We start from the raw sequence: 16,535 nt of genomic DNA, 5'->3' as shown, positions 1-16,535 counted from the left end.
GACAGGGTTGTCCACGATAGTCGCTCGGTCTCCTTCTTCTCAACCCTCGGATGCCGCGGACCCCGCCGCCAGCCGCGCGTCGAGGAACGCGCGCACGTCGGCGAGCTCCTCCTCGGACACCGAGTGCGTCAGCCCCGGGTACACGCGGCCGGTCAACTCGCTGTGGGCGGGCAGCCACTGCGCCGTCATGTCGACGAGAGCGGGCGGGATGACGTCGTCGCGCGACCCGCGGCCCCAGAAGACCGGCGGTCGGCGCTCGGCCAGCACCGCGTCGCCGGGCAGCTCGCCGCCCGCGGCGTACCCGGCGAGCACCACCGCGAACGACACGGCCTCCGGAGCGACCCGCAGGGTCTGGATCGCGACCGCGCCGCCCTGCGAGAAGCCGAGGAGTCCGACGGGACGGTCGCCGAGATGCTCGGCGATCCACGCCAGGAGGGACTCGGCGGCGAGTGTGACCGCGACGGGATCGCGGCCGTTCAGCCCCTCGATCGGGTACCACGACGCCCCCGGCGTCGGCCACGGAGGCGTCAGGGGTGCGCGGACGCTCGCGACCGCGAAATCGTCCGGCAGGTAGGGCACGAGGCCGAACAGGTCGTGCTCGTCGGCCGCGTAGCCGTGCAGCAGGAGCAGCACGGGGCGCTCGCCGATGTCGGCCGGTGGCACGGACCAGCGGACGACGGACGGGTCGAGGATCGGGCGCTCGCTCATGCGGCCATTGTGGCAAACGCCTCCGACACGGGCTCCGCCCGCCCGCGCGCGGCGGCGCGGGGAGGGGATTCGGGGAGCGGAGGACGCGGAGGGCTCCGCGCGCCCTCCGCTCCCCGAAAGTCCTCCCTCGACCGCGGCCCCGACCGCCCATCGGACCGCGGCCGCGACCGCGCCGCGGCGGCAAGCCGTCGCCTCCCGCGTAGGCAACGCCGCGGACCGTTGATATACAGGGAGCATGCCCGTGCGCACACCCGACCCCGATCCCGGCGACAACGGCGACGAGCGCGAGCCGCTCTCGACGCCCTTCTCGGGTGCTCCCTCAGGCTCCGGTCCCAACACGAACCCGGCGTGGCTGAGCGAGGTCGAGCTCGCCGAGGCGCGGCGGCGACTGCCGATGCTGTACGTCGAGGCACTGCCGGTGCGGACCGACGGCATGGGGGCGGTGACCCAGGTCGGCATCCTGCTGCGGGCCACCCCGCTCGGCGAGATGACGCGCACACTGGTGTCCGGCCGCGTGCGCTACGGCGAGACGGTGCGCGACGCGCTGTTTCGTCACGTCGAGAACGACCTGGGCCCGATGGCCTTCCCCCTCCTTCCGCCGCAGCCGGCGCCCTTCACGGTCGCCGAGTACTTCCCGCTCCCCGGCATGAGCGCCTTCCACGACGACCGCCAGCACGCGGTGTCGCTGGCGTACGTCGTGCCCGTCACGGGAACGTGCGAACCGCGGCAGGACGCGCTCGAAGTCACGTGGCTCTCGCCCGAGGAGGCGGCATCCGATGCCCTCTCCGCCGAGATGGAGGGCGGGCGGGGCACGCTGATCCGGCTCGGTCTGGCGTCGGTGGGCGCGCTGCGCTGACCCTCGCGAGAACCGGATGCCGATGGACACCTCCCTCGTCGATCTCGCGATCGCGCTGCCCGTCGTGCTGGCGTTGGCCGCGCTCATCGCCCTCCTGCTGCGTCGCGTGTTCGGCCCCGCGCGGTCGCTGAGCATGCCGACCATGACGGTCATCGGCGTGCTGGGCGTGAGCGTCGGACTGCTGCTGTCGGCTTGGGTCGGCGGCGCGGCGCGCCTGTGGGTGCCCACGACGATCCTGTTCTCGGTCGGGGCGAGCCTCGGGCTCTCGGCGGTCGTCGCGGCGGTGGTCGCCGCCGCTCGCCGCGACGGCGGCGACATCGACGTCACGGCCGTGCTGCGGGCGGGCGAGTCCGACCGCGTGGAGTTCAAGGAGACCGCGCGCTGGAACGTCCGCGAGAACCGCAAGGACGCGCGCATGGAGATCGCGATCGCGAAATCCGTCGCGGCGTTCCTGAACTCGCGCGGCGGAACGCTGGTCATCGGTGCGGACGACGCCGGCACGGCGATCGGACTCGACCGCGATCTCGCGACCCTGCGCACCGCCGACCACGACCGGTTCGAGCTCTGGCTGCGCGACATGCTCTCGACCGCCCTCGGCCGCAACGCCGCTGCTCAACCGCGGATCGTCTTCGCGACTCCCGGGCCGGAGCTTCCCGCGGTGTGCGTCGTCGTGTGCCGTCCGGCACCCCGACCGGTGTTCCTCACGCAGCCCAAGGACGGCGGGTCGACCACCGATCTCTGGGTGCGCGTGGGGAACTCCAGCCGGGCGCTCGGCGTCGACGAGGCCGTCGAGTACGTGGCCCGGCACTGGCGGCCCTCGCCGTCGACGCTCGTGCTCGGCCGCCCGTCCGCGCGCTGAGCGGCCGCCGGGGGTCGGGTGTCAGCGCGCGGTCTCGCGCGCGATCGCGGCGACGAACGCGTCGATGTCGGACTCGGTGGTGTCGAACGAGCACATCCAGCGGACCTCGCGGCGCGCCTCGTCCCAGTCGTAGAAGCGGAAGCTCTCGCGCAGGCGATCGGCGACGCCCTCGGGCAGGATCGCGAAGACGCCGTTCGCCTGCGTCGGCTGCGTGAACTCCACGCCCTGGATCGACCCGTCGGCGATCCCTGCCTCGACGCCGGCGCGCAGCCGCTGGGCCATGGCGTTGGAGTGCCGCGCGTTGCGCAGCCACAGGTCGTTCTCGAGGAGGGCGACCAGCTGGGCCGACACGAAGCGCATCTTGCTCGAGAGCTGCATGTCGAGCTTGCGCAGGTAGGTGAGCCCGGTGGATGCCGCGGGGTCGAGCACCACGATCGCCTCGCCGATCATCGCGCCGTTCTTCGTGCCGCCGAAGCTCAGGACGTCGACACCGGCGTCGCGGGTGAAGGCCCGCAGCGGCAGGTCGAGGGCTGCGGCGGCGTTCGAGATGCGGGCGCCGTCCATGTGCAGGCGCATGCCGCGAGCGTGCGCGTGGTCGGCGAGGGCGCGGATCTCGTCGGGCGTGTACAGGGTGCCGAGCTCGGTCGACTGCGTGATCGACACGACCAGCGGCTGCGCGCGGTGCTCGTCGCCCCAGCCCCAGGCTTCGCGGTCGACGAGCTCGGGCGTGAGCTTGCCGTCGTCGGTGGGGACGGTCAGGAGCTTGATGCCGCCGACGCGCTCGGGTGCACCGCCCTCGTCGACGTTGATGTGCGCGGTGGATGCCGAGATCACGGCGCCCCAGCGGGGGAGCATCGACTGCAGCCCGACGACGTTGGCTCCGGTGCCGTTGAAGACGGGGTAGGCCTCGACGCCGTCGCCGAGCAGGCCGGCGAAGAGCTCCTGCAGTCGCGCGGTGTAGACGTCCTCGCCGTAGGCGACCTGGTGGCCCTCGTTCGCCGAGGCGATGGCCGCCAGCACGTCGGGGTGGATGCCGGAGTAGTTGTCGGACGCGAAGCCGCGGACGGCGGTGTCATGCAGGGGGGTCACCCCTCCAGCGTAGTCATCGCGGATGCCGTCCACGCCGGGGCCCTGGCCGATGTCGGAGGGGGTGGCTAACGTGTGCCGCATGACCGAGACGCCCCCGCCCGCCACCGCCGTCACGGCGCACGGCGCCGCGAGCCGTCGCGCCTTCCTCGGTGTTCTCGTGAACACGGCGGCGGCCAACGTCACCACGAGCTACCTCTGGTTCGCGCTGACGTTCTGGGTGTACCTCGAGACGCGGTCGGTGCTCGCGACGGGCATCATCGGCGGCGCGTACATGCTGCTGCTGGCGGTCTTCGCGATGCTCTTCGGCACCATCGTCGACCGGCACCGCAAGCACCGCGTCATGGTGGTGTCGGGGGTCGTCACGCTCGTGGCCTTCCTCATCGCGGGGGCGCTCTGGCTCGCCTTCCCCGAGCGAGCGCTGCTCGATCTCGGCGGCCCCTGGTTCTGGGTCTTCTCCGGGGTCGTGCTCGGCGGGGCCGTGATCGAGAACATGCGCAACATCGCGCTGTCGACGACGGTGACCCTTCTCATCCCCGAAGACCGTCGGGCCAACGCCAACGGTCTCGTCGGCACGGTGCAGGGGTTGTCGTTCGTGGTGACGAGCGTGTTCAGCGGTCTGTCGGTCGGGCAGCTGGGCATGGGGTGGACGCTCGCGATCGCGATCGTCCTCACCCTGGCCGCCCTCGTGCACCTGCTCACGATCCGGATCCCCGAGGCGCGCCCCGAGCCCGCGGGCGAGCGCGCTCCCGCGGTCGACGTCCGCGGTGCGATCCGGGCTGTCCGGGCGTCCCCGGGTCTGTTCGCGCTCCTGATCTTCTCGACGTTCAACAACCTCATCGGCGGCGTCTACCTCGCCCTCATGGACCCGTACGGCCTCCAGCTCTTCACGGTCGAGGGCTGGGGTCTGGTCCTCGGCGTCACCGCCACCGGCTTCATCATCGGCGGCGCGCTCGTGGCGAAGTTCGGGCTCGGGCGGAACCCCATCCGCACCATGCTCCTCATCGTGATCGCCATGGGCGTCCTGGGGGCGGCGTTCACGCTCCGCGACTGGTGGTGGCTGTACGTCGCCGGCATCTGGGTGTACATGGCGCTCATCCCCGCGGTCGAGGCCGCCGAGCAGACCGTGATCCAGAAGGTCGTCCCGTTCGAGACGCAGGGGCGCGTCTTCGGTTTCGCCGCCGCGTTCGAGTCGGCGTCGGCCCCGATCACGGCGTTCCTCATCGCCCCGATCGCCCAGTTCGTGATCATCCCCTACATGGATGCCGCCGAGGGCAAGGCGACCTGGGGATGGCTCCTCGGCGACGGCATCGGGCGGGGGATCGCGCTCGTGTTCTTCTTCGCGGGGCTGGTGATGGTGGTCGTCGGCGCGGCGGCCTTCCTCACCCGCTCGTATCGCGTGCTGTCCCGGCAGTACCAGGCGATGCCGACCGACGACGCCTCCGGCGCGGACGATGCTCCCGGGCCGGAGGACGAGGCGTCGTCGCTCGCCGCGCGGGCGGGCGGGATTCCGGATGCCGCGGTGCCGGCTCCCCGCGACCGCCCCGCTGCGCCGGGCGACCGAGACGGCTGAGCCCGGTCCGCGCGGCCTCAGGCTCCCGCGAGCTCGATCGTGACGTCGTTGACGTCGTCCGCGGGGTCTCCCCACAGCCCGAGGAAGGCGAGAGCGAGCGCGTCCTCCAGTCCCGCCAGGCTCTTCACGCGGAACACCACGGCGGCCGCGGACGGGTCCGCTCCGGCGTCCCGGGCCGCTTTGGCGAAGCCCTGGGCGACGGCCCGCGTCCACGCCTCGCTCGCGGCCTTCACCGCGGCGTAGTTCGCGCCGCCCGCGAGGGGCCGTGCGACCGAGGTCGACGACACGATCGCCAGGCGGCCGGCATCGGATGCGCGGAGGTCGTCGTCGAACGCGCGGGTGACGTTCCGCAGTGCCGTGAAGGACCGCAGCAGGAAGGCGAAGTCCTCGTCGCTCTGACCGGCGAGACCTCCACCGCCGCGCCACCCCCCGACCAGGTGGAGGATGCCGTCGACCCCGCCGTGCGCGGCGTGCACGCGGTCGCGGAGTGCCGCCACGGCATCCGGATCGGTGAGGTCGCACTGCTCGGTGACCACGCCGGGAATTTCGGCGGCGACGGATGCCAGTCGCCCGGCGTCGGATCCGACGACGACGGCCGTGGCCCCCGCCGCCCGCAGCGCGCGAGCGACGCTGCGGCCGGCCGCGCTCGTTCCGCCGGCGAGCAGCACCGTCCGGCCCTCGATACCCGTGTCCATGCCGTCTCCTCCGTGGATCGGTCCGGTCGACGTCGGCCGCGGCGACGTACCGTCGTGCAGACATCGTGTCCGACACCCCGCCTTCACCGCCACCCCCGCGGAGTGCGGGCCGGACCGGGTGTCGGCTCAGTCGCGCCCGGTGATGCCCTCGGTCGAGGCGATGACGGGGCGCATCTTCTTCTCCAGCGCCTCGAAGAACATCGACAGCGGGAACTCGTCGTCCAGCACCGCGTCGGTGTACCCCTTCGGGAGCCCGGCGAGCACGTCGTCCGACAGTCCGCGCGCCCACACCGAGGCGGGGTGCGGGGTGACGACCGAACGGACGAGGTCGTACGCGGCCAGCCAGTGCGCCGTCTTCGGGCGGTCGATCGACCGCCAGTACAGCTCGTCGATCGCGTCGGCGAGGGCCACGACGGCGGCGGGCACCTCGTCCCAGTCGAAGGCCAGCGACGTGTCGGTCCAGTGCAGCACGCGGCGCTGGTGCAGCCACGCGAACAGCAGCTGGCCGCCGAGCCCGTCGTAGTTGCGGACGCGCGAGCCGGTGATGGCGAAGCGGAAGATGCGGTCGAAGATCACCGCGTACTGCACGAGCTCGGCGTGCTCGAGCATCGCCTGCTCGGCGGCATCCAGGTCGTCCCGCGCCGACAGGCGCTTCTGGATCTCGACGCACTCGCGGAACGCGGTGAGATCGCAGCGCAGCTCCTCGAGCGAGTAGAGGAAGAACGGCATCCGCTGCTTGATCATGAACGGATCGAACGGGAGGTCGCCCCGCATGTGCGTGCGGTCGTGGATGATGTCCCACATCACGAACGTCTGCTCGGTGAGCGACTGGTCGTCGAGCATGCGAGCGGCGGCTTCCGGCAGCTCGAGCTTGGTGATCTCGGCGGCCGCGCGGGTCACACGGCGGTAGCGCGCGGCCTCCCGGTCCTGGAAGATCGCACCCCACGTGAACGTCGGCACCTCGCGCATCGCGACGGTCTCGGGGAAGAGCACCGCGGAGTTCGTGTCGTACCCGGGCGTGAAGTCGACCAGGCGCAGCGAGACGAACAGGCCGTTGGTGTACTCGGTCTCGAGCCGCGCGATGAACTCGGGCCAGATGACCTCGACGAGGACGGCCTCGACGTGCCGGTCGCGCGACCCGTTCTGGGTGTACATGGGGAACACGACGAGGTGGCGGATGCCGTCGACCCGGTGCTGCTGGGGCTGGAAGGCGACGAGGGAGTCGAGGAAGTCGGGCACTCCGAAGCCGGCGTCCTTCCACCGGTCGAAGTCCACCACGACGGCGCGGAGGTAGGCGTCGTCATGGGGGAAGAGCGGGGTCAGGGCGGCGATCGCGTCCACGATGTCGGCCACCAGTGCGGCGGCGCGGGGGTGGTCGGCGGCCTCGGGGATGGAGCCGTCCGAGGCCTGCAGGGTCTGCAGTTCGACCGCTGCGTCCTTCAGCAGGGTCCACGCCGGAGTGCGCTCGACATCGGCCACACCGTGCCCGTCGAGCAGGTCGTGAGCGGAACGCGCGGGCGTTGCGAGGGACATGGTGGCCTCCGATCGGCAGTACGGGAAATATTCCTGTCAAAACGTCATGCTAACGGAAAACTTACGTGACTCGCACGGGGAGGGGCGCGGCATCCGCTACCCTCGGCCCATGTCCGATGGTTCCGCTCGCCGTGTCCGGCTCGATGACACCGTCGACGCGGCCATCGTGCGGGAGATCTCCCTCGACGCGCGAGCGACGCTCGCGCACCTCTCCGAGAAGGTGGGCCTGTCCGTGTCGGCCGTGCAGTCGCGTCTGCGTCGGCTGGAGGCGCGGGGGATCGTCCGCGGCTATCGCCCCGTGCTCGACGCGGAGGCCCTCGGTCGCCCGCTCGCCGCGTTCGTCGAGATCACCCCGCTGGACCCCGCGCAACCCGACAACGCCCCCGACCTGCTCGCGCACCTGAGCGCCATCGAGGCGTGCCACTCCGTCGCCGGCGACGCCGCGTACATGCTGTTCGTCCGCGTCCCCACGCCGCGCGACCTCGAGACCCTCATCCGCGACATCCGCGCGGCCGCTCAGGTCAACACCCGCACCACGATCGTGCTGCAGACCTTCTTCGAGGCGCGCCCCATCGAACCCGCCGACTTCCCCGCCTGACCCGGCGCGCGTGCGCGTGCGCGTGCGCCTGCCGCTGTTGAGTGTCCAAGACACGCCGATAGGGCTCGCCCGGGTCCGCGTGTCTTGGACACTCGACGTGAGGCCGGCGCCGCGGGGCGAGGGAACCGAACGCCAGGAGGGGTTCGCGGATGCCGAGAGGCGCCTGCCGCACCGTGCGCGAATACATCTGCGGACGGATGCCACGGCGCCACGTGCCGCGTAGCGTGACAGGGATGCGCATCGCCCTGCGTCCCCTCCTCCGATACCAGCTGGTCGTCGACCTCGTCGCGGCCGGTCTCTTCGGGTTGCTCTCGTTCGTGATCGAGCTCGAGCCGGGCGACGTGATCGGCAACCTCGGTGCGCTCGTGGTGGTGGTGCTCTTCTCGGCCGCCTTCGCCTTCCGTCGTCTGCAGCCGGGAGTGGCGCTGGCCCTCGCCTGGGTGGCGGCCGTCGTGCAGATGGCGTTGCTGCGCTCCCCGACCACCACGGACTTCGCCGTCTTCGTGGTCCTCTACGCCGTAGCCGCCTACGGCAGCCGGCGCGCGTACTGGGCGGGCTTCATCTCGACGTTCGTGGGCGCAGCGACCGTGACCGGCTACCTGATCGTGCGGGGCGGGCAGGAGATCTTCCACCCCGAGAACGTGCTCGCCGTGCTCGCCGTGCTGCTGACGTCGGGCTTCGCCTTCCTGCTGAGCTGGGGGTCGGGCGCCCTCGTGCGCACCACGCGCCGCGCGGCCGAGAACGCGGCGGCGCAGCGTGCGGCCGAGGAAGCCACGATCGCCGAGCAGGAGCGCGTGCGCATCGCGCGCGACATGCACGACGTCGTCGCGCACTCGCTCGCGGTGGTGATCGCCCAGGCCGACGGGGCGCGCTACGCCGCCGGTCAGAACCCCGCCGCGGCCGCCGACGCGCTGGCCACGATCTCGTCCACCGCCCGTGCGGCCCTGTCCGACGTCCGGCTTCTCCTCCAGCAACTCCGGCACAGTCAGGCGGACGGGCCGCAGCCCACGCTCGCCGACATCGAGACCCTCGCCGCGCAGATGCGGGCGGCCGGCGTCGACCTCGAGACCACCGTCGACCCCGCTCCGCCCGCCGACCCGCCCGCCGCCGTCCAGCTCGCGCTCTACCGCATCCTCCAGGAGGCGCTCACCAACGCGCTCCGGCACGGAGCCGACCCGCGCGTGACGGTGCGCTTCGCGTGGCATCCGGACCGCGTCGAGATGACGGTGCGCAACCGCCGGGCCGTCGGCATCGCCGCGTCCGCGGGCGGGCACGGGATCATCGGCATGCGCGAGCGCGCGCAGCTCGCCGGGGGAACCCTGTCGGCGCAGCCCGAAGCGGACGCGTTCGTCGTCCGTGCGACGCTTCCGGTCGGCGCCCCCGCGCCGGGAAAGGAGTCGACCTCATGACCTCCCCGATCCGCCTCGTGCTCGTGGACGACCAGGCGCTGTTCCGCGCCGGCATCCGGATGGTGCTGGATTCGCAACCCGATCTCGAGGTCGTGGGCGAGGCGTCCGACGGCCGCGAGGGCATCGACGTCGTGCGGGCGACGCGTCCCGACATCGTGCTGATGGATGTCCGGATGCCGGTGATGGACGGGTTGGCCGCGACGACCGAGATCCTGCGCGACCCCGGCGCCCCGCGGATCGTGGTGCTGACGACGTTCGACCTCGACGAGGCCGCGGCCCGGGCGATCCAGCACGGGGCGAGCGGTTTCCTGCTGAAGGACTCCGATCCGGAGTTCCTCCTCTCGGCGGTGCGCACGGTACACGCCGGATCCGCGGTGATCGCCGCGCAGGCGACCCGCGACCTGTTCGCCCACATCGCCCAGGGCGGGGCGACCGACCCGGTGCCGTCGAGCTACGGGGCCCTCACCGAACGGGAGCGCGAGATCTTCGCCCTCGCCGCGGCGGGCCTGAGCAACGCCGAGATCGCCGCGCGCGAGTTCCTCTCGGAGGCGACGGTGAAGACGCACGTGAGCCGCATCCTCACCAAGCTCGCGCTCCGCGACCGGGTGCAACTCGTCGTGTTCGCCTACCGGCACGGGCTGGTCTGAGCGCGACTCAGTCCTCGTCGAGCTCCGGGTCGTGCGCCCAGGTGGGGGCGAGCGCGCGGATGCGCGCCGCGCGCCACTGCCACATCGCCCAGAGGCCGGGCCACAGGGCGGGCGCGGCGGCACCGCCGATCGTGAGGCGCTCGCGCCACAGCGTCCGGTTCGGGTCGCCGGGCACGGCCGAGACCGCCATCTGGTGGTCCCAGACGTCCAGCGCCGCGAGCGGACCCGTGAGGGGCACACCCCAGTCGCGGAACACTCGCACGCGGCCGTTGCCGTCGGACGTCTCGCGGTCGGCGACCGAGATCAATTGGCGCCCCACGGGGAAGACACCCGCCGCACGCATCTGCACCGGGACGTCGTCACCCGAGGCGAACGACGTCGGAGTCTCCTCGAGCGGCTCGACGTCGAGGAGGGGTCCGTACAGCTCCGCGACGGCGCGCGGGGAGTGCAGGGCCCGCCAGGCGGCATCCGGATCGCAGTCGATCTCGAACTTCAGCAGAATGCGCATGCTCGCATTGTGCCAACTCTCCGCGGGGAACGCGGTCGGGTTGACGAGCCGGGCGACTCCCGACGCCCGTCGTAGGCTCGAGGGATGCCGAACACCCCCGCCGCTCTCTCGCAGGTCGACTACCAGGTGCGCCTGGAGTGGGGCGAGGCGGGGCTCGCACGCGTGGCCCCGGCGCACGTCGTCGCCGTGGTGCAGACGCTGGGACTGACCGCGCGGGCGCTCGCGGCCGCCGAGAGCGGGGAAGCCGCTCCCGCACAGGCCGACGCCGCCGACCGCATCGCGCTCGCCGCCGAGCGGGAGGGCGCGCACGTCGTGGCCGGGGGGATCCGCAACGCCGCCGCCGTCGCCGCGCACGTGCTCGAGGTGCAGCGCTCGCGCGGCGACCGCACGAGCATCGCGATCATCGCGGTCGGCGACGACGGCGAGTCGGGCCCGCGATTCGCCGTGGAGGATTCGCTGGGTGCCGGCGCCGTCGTGGCGGCGCTCGGCGACCTCGGAATCGACCATGCCTCGCCGGACGCGGCCGTCGCCGGCGAGGGGTTCCGGGCGCTGCGTGGGGCCGTGCGGCACCTGCTCACCGCCAGCGGCACCGGCCGGCTGCGCGCGGACGCGGGCGAGCGCGACCTCGTCCTCGCCGCGGCCGAGCGCGACGCGGCATCCGTGGTCCCCGTGCTGCGCGACGGGGCTTTCACCGCCGCCTGAAACGGTGCCGGACGCGGCTCAGCGCGGCGTCGCCGCGGCCAGCCGCGTCGCGGGGGTGATCTCGCGGTGCACCCACGTCAGCGCGAAGCGCGGGTCGAAGTACGGTGCGCACTTGGCGCACGAGGTGGGACGCGTCGCCCGGCGGTGCCGGTAGGCGACGTGACCGGACGGGCACGTGCCCACCCACGGGGCCAGCTCGGTGGCCGTCTCGCCGGCGTGGGTCGTGCCGCCGACGTACCCGAGCTCGCGCGCCGCCCTCTTCCACACCGGACCGTGCCCGGCCGCGGCTCCCGCGAGCGCGTGGGCGACCTCGTGCAGGAGCGTCTGGTGGTTGGTGTCGTCGTCGTACCGCGCCGTGAGGTAGCGCGAGACGCTGATGCGGCGACGGCCGTAGTCGCAGAGACCAGCGCGCCGCTTGGCGTTGTCGAAGGCGAACGACCACGATTCGTCGAGGTGCAGAGCGATCAGGGCCTCTGCCCACACGCGCACACGCTGCAGATCGGACATGAGGGGAATCGTAGAGAGGGGCTCCGACGTCAGCTCGCCACGACCGCGCGGGCCCGTCGGCGGTCGGCGGCGTCGATCGCCAGCAGCGTCGACTCGAGCTCGGCGTCGCCGGCTCCCGCGTTCTGGCGGAGGAACAGCGCGCGCTTGAAGTCGCGACGGGCCGACTCGAAGTCGCCCTCGTCGTAGTGGACCTTGCCGCGGTGCTGCAGGGCGAACGCGGCGATGCCGGACCACCCCTGCCCCTCGGCCTCTTCGGCGCACGCGGTGAGCTCCTGCTCGGCCGCGGCGAACGCGCCCCGGCACTGCTGGATCGTCGCGTGCAGGATGCGCGCGCGCAGCAGGTCGCGGCGGGTTCCGGCCATCCGCGCCACGCGCACCGACTGCTCGGACACCGTCAGCGCCTCGTCGAACCGGTCGAGCACCTTCAGGAGCCAGGTGCGCTCGAGGAGGGCGGGGAGGCTGCGCTGCGAACCGATCTCCTCGAGTCGTTCCGCGCACTCGCGAGAGTCGGTGATCTCGCGCAATGTGTCGGGGTCGTACCCGTGGATGTAGCTCACCGTCGCTCCTCTCGAATGGCCGATGGTCTCCAGTCTGCGGTGCGTCGGCGGCCGGAGCCGCATCGCCACACCGTCCGGCCGCGAACAGGTCGTGACCTCGGGGCTCACCGGTCGAAGATGGATGCCGAGGGCTTCGGCGACGGTGTCGCGTCGGCATCCGTCGCCGGACGCGCGCCGCGGATGAACTCGTCGATCTCGCCGCCCTGGGCGACCTTCGCGGGGTGGGGTCCGGCGGCCATCAGACGCGGCAACCACTCGACCGGGAGTGGCGCGGCGGAGGCCGCCACGACGAGGTTCCCGAACCGCCGGCCCTTGAGAACCTGCACCTCGGCGAGGACGATGACCTCGGGCAGCACCTCGCGCACGGTCGCGACCTGACGCCGTGCGAACGCGAGCCCCGGTCCGTCGGAGACGTTGACGAGCAGGACGCCGTCGGGTGCGAGGAGGGACGCGGCGTCCCGGTAGAACTCCACCGTGGTCAGGTGCGCGGGGGTCTGTGCGCCCGAGTAGACGTCGCTGACCAGCAGGTCGACCGCGCCGTGCAGGCCCGCGGGCAGGCGGCCCAGGCCCGCGCGGGCATCGCCGATGCGGACGCGGATCGCCGCCCCGCGGGGAAGGGGGAGGTTATCGCGCACCAGGTCCCACAGCGCCGGCTCCAACTCGATGATTTGTTGCCGTGATCCGGGTCGGGTGGCCTCGACGTAGCGGGGGAGCGTCAGGGCGCCCGCGCCGAGGTGGACCGCGGTCAGCGGCTGTCCCGGCATCCGGAGTCTGTCGATGACCGCGCCCATGCGCGCGACGTACTCGAAGTGCAAGTGCGTGGGGTCTTCCAGGTCGACGTGCGACTGCGGGGTGCCGTCGACGACGAGCTCCGACCCCGACACGTAGGTGGACGCGGTCACCCGCGCGATCGCCCCGTCGGACAGTCGCGCCGTCGGCGCATCGTCCGGTTCCACCCGCATCCGTGCCATGTCTCCACGCTATCCCGCGCTCCTCGCGCCCCACGCGCGTGAGTCGCCAGGAAGTGTCGCCTCCACCACCACCGGAGCGACAATTCTTGGCGACTCACGCGCTCGCGCGACGGGGGACGGGGGTGGATGCCACGGACGCGGGGGTGACCAGCGAGACCGTGTCGGCGGGGAGAGGGGTCCAGCCGGCGAGGGGGATGCCGGTCGTCGCGACTAGGCGTGCACCGGACGCGGTGCGGCGGGTGAAGAGGACGTTGTAGTCGTCGCCGTGGCCGGGGGGCAGATCGGCCTCCGCGAATCCGCGGGCGGCGAACGCGGCGTGCGGGGCGGGCCGTGACGCGGAGGAGTGCACGGCCACGAGCGCCGTGGGGGTGAGGAGGAGGGCGTTCAGGCACGCCTCCGGGTAGGACTCGCGGACGGCCGCGACGGCATCCGCGATCCGGACGGGGTCGGGAACGGTGCCGGGCGTGAGGGCGCGTCGGAGCCGGGCGAAGTAAAGCTCGCTGTCGTTGCTCCCGCGGAGGTCGGCCCGCTCGCCGTCGGTGAGCTCGGCGCGCAGTCGGTCGGGCGGGGACAGTGCTCCGTTGTGCTGGAACGCCTCGTCGCCGAACAGGAAGGGCTGCGCCTCCGCCTCCCCGGTGCCGCTTTCGGCGCTGCCGAAGCGGAGGTACAGCAGCGCCGCGGTCGCCGGGACGCGGACGGCGCGGGCGAGGTCGTGGCGCGTGGCGGGTCGTCCCGCGACGACTCGAGCCCCCACGCCCGCGCTCGTCCGCCAGCCCGCTCCCCAGCCGTCGGCGTGCACGCGCGAGAGCGCGGCGAAGGATGTCAGGACGTCGTCGCCGAGGGCGGCGGGCACGTCGGCCGGGCCCGGGCTGACGTAGGCGATCATGCGCGACATGGCACCTCCGGGGGCCGGGATCATGGATTGGATCCACATGTAGTATGTTTGGATCCTACTCGGAGGTAACCCGTCCCCCATGAACCCGCTCCCCATCGCAGACGCCGCACCGGCCTCGGCATCCGCGCTCCCCGCGGACGGATCCTCCATCGACGTCGCCGCCGAGCGTGAACGCACCACGGGCTCCACGCTCGCGAGCCACTTCAACGCCGCGGGTGCGGCTCTACCGTCGCGCGGAGTAGTCGCCACGGTGGTCGAGCACCTCCGTCTGGAAGAGGCGAAGGGCGGCTACGAGGCGGCGGCGGAGCGGCGCGGACACCTTGACGCGGTGTACGCCTCGGCGGCCGGCCTCGTCGGCGCCGACCCGAGCGAGATCGCCCTGTTCGACAGCGCGTCCACCGGACTCCGGGTCCTGCTCGATGCGCTGCGACCCGCGCGGGGGCAGCGCATCGTCGCCTCGAGCAGCACCTACGTCAGCCACGCGCTGCACCTCATGAGCCTCGCTCGCGAGCAGGGGATCGATCTCGTGATCGCCCCGTACGACGCGCGCCGCCGCGTCGATGTCGCCGCGCTCGAAGCGCTCCTGTCCGACGGGGTACCGTCGATCGTGACGGTCGCCCACGTGCCCACTTCGTCCGGTCTCGTCGAGCCGGCCGCCCAGATCGGGGAGGTCGTGCGGCGCTACGGCGGGACCTACATCCTCGATGCCACCCAGTCGGTCGGGCACCTCGCGGTCGACGTGGCCGAGATCGACTGCGACGTCATGGTGACCACCGGCCGCAAGTTCCTCCGCGCCCCGCGCGGCACCGGGTTCGCGTACGTGCGCGGCGCCCTGCTCGAGCGACTGCTGCCCGCGGCCCCGGACGTGCGGGGTGCGCGCTGGACGACGAGCTCCGAGTGGGAGCTCGACGCCTCGGCGCGGCGGTACGAGACCTGGGAGGGCGCGATCGCCGCACGCCTCGGTCTCGGCGCCGCACTGGACGAGGCCGCGGAGCGCGGCATCCCGGTCACCCAGGCGTGGCTGGTGGATGCCGGTCGACGGCTCCGCGAGGTGCTCGCCTCCCTCGACGGCGTGACCGTCGCCGACCCCCCGGGGACGCGCTCGGCCATCGTGACCTTCGTCATCGAGGGAGTGGCATCCGCCGACGCCGTCGTCGAGCTCGCACGCCGCGGCGTGCGGGTCGTCTCGGTGCCGGCGACGCACGGCCAGTGGGACCTGGGCGATCGGGGTGTGCCGAGCGTCGTGCGCGCCTCGCCGCACGTGTACAACGACGACACCGACCTGTCCGCCCTCGTCGACGGGGTCGCGGCGATCGCCACCGGGATCACGCGATGACCGCGGTCGTCTCGGCCGACGTCGTCGTGCTCGGGCTCGGCATCCACGGGATGTCCACCGTCGCGAGCGTCGCCCGACGCGGGGTGCGCGTGGTGGGCATCGACCGCTTCGCCGCGGGGCACTCGCGCGGCTCCTCGCACGGGCGCACCCGCATGATCCGCCGCGCGTACCCGAACCCGGTGTGGAATCCGCTCGTCGAGAAGGCCTTCGACGCGTGGGGCGCGCTCGAGCGCGCGTCGGGGGAGACGCTGTTCCACCGCACCGGCGGCCTCTACGCCCACGAGGGCGCGTCGCAGCTGCAGGGACCGGACTGCGTCCTGGTCGACGATCGTGACGAGATGGCGGCGCTGATGCCCGGTTTCGCGGTGCCCGCGGGGTACCGCGCCGTGTACGACCCCTCGGCAGGTGTGCTGGAGGCCGAACGGGCACTCCTCGCGCTGCGGCGTCTCGCCGTGGCGGCCGGTGCCGACCTCCGCGACGGGGAGCGCGTGCTCGGCTGGGAGCCGGTGTCCGACGGCGTGGAGGTCCGCACCGATCAGGGTGTCGTGCGCGCCGCGCGGCTCGTCGTCGCCGGCGGCTCGTGGGCCGGCCGTCTGCTGCCGCAGCTGGCGAACCTCCTCGAGGTGTGGCGCATCCTCACCGTCACCGTCCGCGCGGGGCAGTCGGCCGGATCCCCGCCGTCGCTCGGAGCTTTCTCCGTCGATCGCCCCGAGGGGCTCGTCTTCGGCATCCCGGATGCCGACGGGAACGGCGTGAAGCTCGGAGTGGATGCCGGCGAGGTCTGGGACCCCGAGACGCCCGTCGCCCCGCCCACCCCCGCCGAGGTCGACGCGCTGCGCGATCTGCTGCACGCCTTCGTGCCCGGCGTCGACACCACCCCCGTCGAGGCGGCCGCGTGCCTGTACACGATGACCGAGGACAAGCGCTTCATCGTCGGACCGCTCGCCGACGCCCCCGAGGTCATCGCCGTGTCGGCCTGCTCGGGGCATGGGTTCAAGTTCGGGCCCGCGATCGGCGACGCCGTCGCCGACCTCGCCACGGGAATCGAGCGCCCCGACCTCGACTTCGTCTCGACCGCACGACGGGGGATCTGAC

18 protein-coding genes are annotated in these 16,535 nt (G+C 72.8%); 9 read left to right on the top strand and 9 right to left on the bottom strand.

Going from position 1 to position 16,535, the window contains the following annotated elements; genetic code table 11:
• Nucleotides 1–39 precede the first annotated feature (39 nt).
• The gene (locus CSIV_RS07145; protein ID WP_077050732.1) at nt 40–708 is read right to left on the bottom strand and encodes an alpha/beta hydrolase; all 669 of its coding nucleotides are present in this window, start codon (nt 706–708) and stop codon (nt 40–42) included.
• A 235-nt stretch (nt 709–943) separates the two neighbouring features.
• On the opposite strand from CSIV_RS07145, the gene CSIV_RS07140 reads away from it, so the two are divergent.
• Entirely contained in the window at nt 944–1,564 is a 621-nt protein-coding gene (locus tag CSIV_RS07140; RefSeq protein WP_077050731.1) for an NUDIX hydrolase family protein, read from the top strand.
• Between the two features lie 22 nt (nt 1,565–1,586).
• A complete protein-coding gene (locus CSIV_RS07135) occupies nt 1,587–2,423 on the top strand; it encodes an AlbA family DNA-binding domain-containing protein (protein WP_077050730.1) in 837 nt (278 codons plus the stop codon).
• A gap of 21 nt (nt 2,424–2,444) precedes the next feature.
• Here CSIV_RS07135 and CSIV_RS07130 read toward each other — a convergent pair whose 3' ends face one another.
• Nucleotides 2,445–3,512 carry a threonine aldolase family protein gene (locus tag CSIV_RS07130; RefSeq protein WP_077050729.1) on the bottom strand — a complete coding sequence of 356 codons (1,068 nt, stop codon included), beginning with the start codon at nt 3,510–3,512 and terminating at the stop codon, nt 2,445–2,447.
• Between the two features lie 79 nt (nt 3,513–3,591).
• Between CSIV_RS07130 and CSIV_RS07125 the strand changes: the two genes are divergently transcribed.
• Complete coding sequence (locus CSIV_RS07125) at nt 3,592–5,082, top strand: MFS transporter (protein ID WP_083735039.1); 1,491 nt, start codon at nt 3,592–3,594, stop codon at nt 5,080–5,082.
• Nucleotides 5,083–5,099: 17 nt separating this feature from the next.
• Here CSIV_RS07125 and CSIV_RS07120 read toward each other — a convergent pair whose 3' ends face one another.
• A complete protein-coding gene (locus CSIV_RS07120; protein ID WP_077050728.1) occupies nt 5,100–5,777 on the bottom strand; it encodes an SDR family NAD(P)-dependent oxidoreductase in 678 nt (225 codons plus the stop codon).
• A 126-nt stretch (nt 5,778–5,903) separates the two neighbouring features.
• Nucleotides 5,904–7,310 (bottom strand): DUF6421 family protein, encoded by a 1,407-nt coding sequence (locus CSIV_RS07115; protein ID WP_077050727.1) that lies wholly within the window; start codon nt 7,308–7,310, stop codon nt 5,904–5,906.
• Between the two features lie 109 nt (nt 7,311–7,419).
• On the opposite strand from CSIV_RS07115, the gene CSIV_RS07110 reads away from it, so the two are divergent.
• The 3 genes from CSIV_RS07110 to CSIV_RS07100 all read left to right on the top strand — a co-directional run bounded on the left by CSIV_RS07110 (nt 7,420) and on the right by CSIV_RS07100 (nt 9,964).
• Nucleotides 7,420–7,908 (top strand): Lrp/AsnC family transcriptional regulator, encoded by a 489-nt coding sequence (locus tag CSIV_RS07110; protein ID WP_077050726.1) that lies wholly within the window; start codon nt 7,420–7,422, stop codon nt 7,906–7,908.
• Nucleotides 7,909–8,141: 233 nt separating this feature from the next.
• Entirely contained in the window at nt 8,142–9,317 is a 1,176-nt protein-coding gene (locus CSIV_RS07105) for a sensor histidine kinase (protein ID WP_175627578.1), read from the top strand.
• On the top strand, nt 9,314–9,964 hold the full coding sequence (locus CSIV_RS07100; protein ID WP_077050724.1) for a response regulator: 651 nt from the start codon (nt 9,314–9,316) through the stop codon (nt 9,962–9,964). Before CSIV_RS07105 ends, CSIV_RS07100 begins: the two co-directional genes overlap by 4 nt.
• 7 nt (nt 9,965–9,971) lie before the next feature.
• Here CSIV_RS07100 and CSIV_RS07095 read toward each other — a convergent pair whose 3' ends face one another.
• A complete protein-coding gene (locus CSIV_RS07095; RefSeq protein ID WP_077050723.1) occupies nt 9,972–10,472 on the bottom strand; it encodes a hypothetical protein in 501 nt (166 codons plus the stop codon).
• An 84-nt stretch (nt 10,473–10,556) separates the two neighbouring features.
• Here CSIV_RS07095 and CSIV_RS07090 point away from each other — a divergent pair, with 84 nt between their 5' ends.
• On the top strand, nt 10,557–11,174 hold the full coding sequence (locus CSIV_RS07090) for a 2-phosphosulfolactate phosphatase (RefSeq protein WP_077050722.1): 618 nt from the start codon (nt 10,557–10,559) through the stop codon (nt 11,172–11,174).
• 18 nt (nt 11,175–11,192) lie between these two features.
• Here the strand turns inward: CSIV_RS07090 and CSIV_RS07085 are convergent, their stop codons facing one another.
• The 4 genes from CSIV_RS07085 to CSIV_RS07070 all read right to left on the bottom strand — a co-directional run bounded on the left by CSIV_RS07085 (nt 11,193) and on the right by CSIV_RS07070 (nt 14,104).
• On the bottom strand, nt 11,193–11,681 hold the full coding sequence (locus CSIV_RS07085) for a SprT-like domain-containing protein (protein ID WP_077050721.1): 489 nt from the start codon (nt 11,679–11,681) through the stop codon (nt 11,193–11,195).
• Between the two features lie 29 nt (nt 11,682–11,710).
• Nucleotides 11,711–12,238, bottom strand: coding sequence for a hypothetical protein (locus CSIV_RS07080; RefSeq protein ID WP_077050720.1), 528 nt, complete (start codon nt 12,236–12,238; stop codon nt 11,711–11,713).
• 104 nt (nt 12,239–12,342) lie between these two features.
• Nucleotides 12,343–13,209: a spermidine synthase gene (locus CSIV_RS07075; protein ID WP_077050719.1), complete on the bottom strand. Its 867-nt coding sequence runs from the start codon at nt 13,207–13,209 to the stop codon at nt 12,343–12,345.
• Between the two features lie 94 nt (nt 13,210–13,303).
• Nucleotides 13,304–14,104: a class II glutamine amidotransferase gene (locus CSIV_RS07070; protein ID WP_077050718.1), complete on the bottom strand. Its 801-nt coding sequence runs from the start codon at nt 14,102–14,104 to the stop codon at nt 13,304–13,306.
• Between the two features lie 79 nt (nt 14,105–14,183).
• Between CSIV_RS07070 and CSIV_RS18560 the strand changes: the two genes are divergently transcribed.
• On the top strand, nt 14,184–15,440 hold the full coding sequence (locus tag CSIV_RS18560; RefSeq protein ID WP_202401120.1) for an aminotransferase class V-fold PLP-dependent enzyme: 1,257 nt from the start codon (nt 14,184–14,186) through the stop codon (nt 15,438–15,440).
• Complete coding sequence (solA, locus tag CSIV_RS18555) at nt 15,437–16,534, top strand: N-methyl-L-tryptophan oxidase (protein ID WP_077050717.1); 1,098 nt, start codon at nt 15,437–15,439, stop codon at nt 16,532–16,534. Before CSIV_RS18560 ends, solA begins: the two co-directional genes overlap by 4 nt.
• Nucleotide 16,535: the final 1 nt, after the last annotated feature.

The sequence above is a fragment of the Microbacterium sp. CSI-V genome, from assembly GCF_001984105.1.
In the GTDB taxonomy this organism is placed as follows: Bacteria; Actinomycetota; Actinomycetes; order Actinomycetales; family Microbacteriaceae; genus Microbacterium.
Note: the sequence above shows the minus strand (reverse complement) of the source record. Positions and strands in the feature narration are given on the sequence as shown.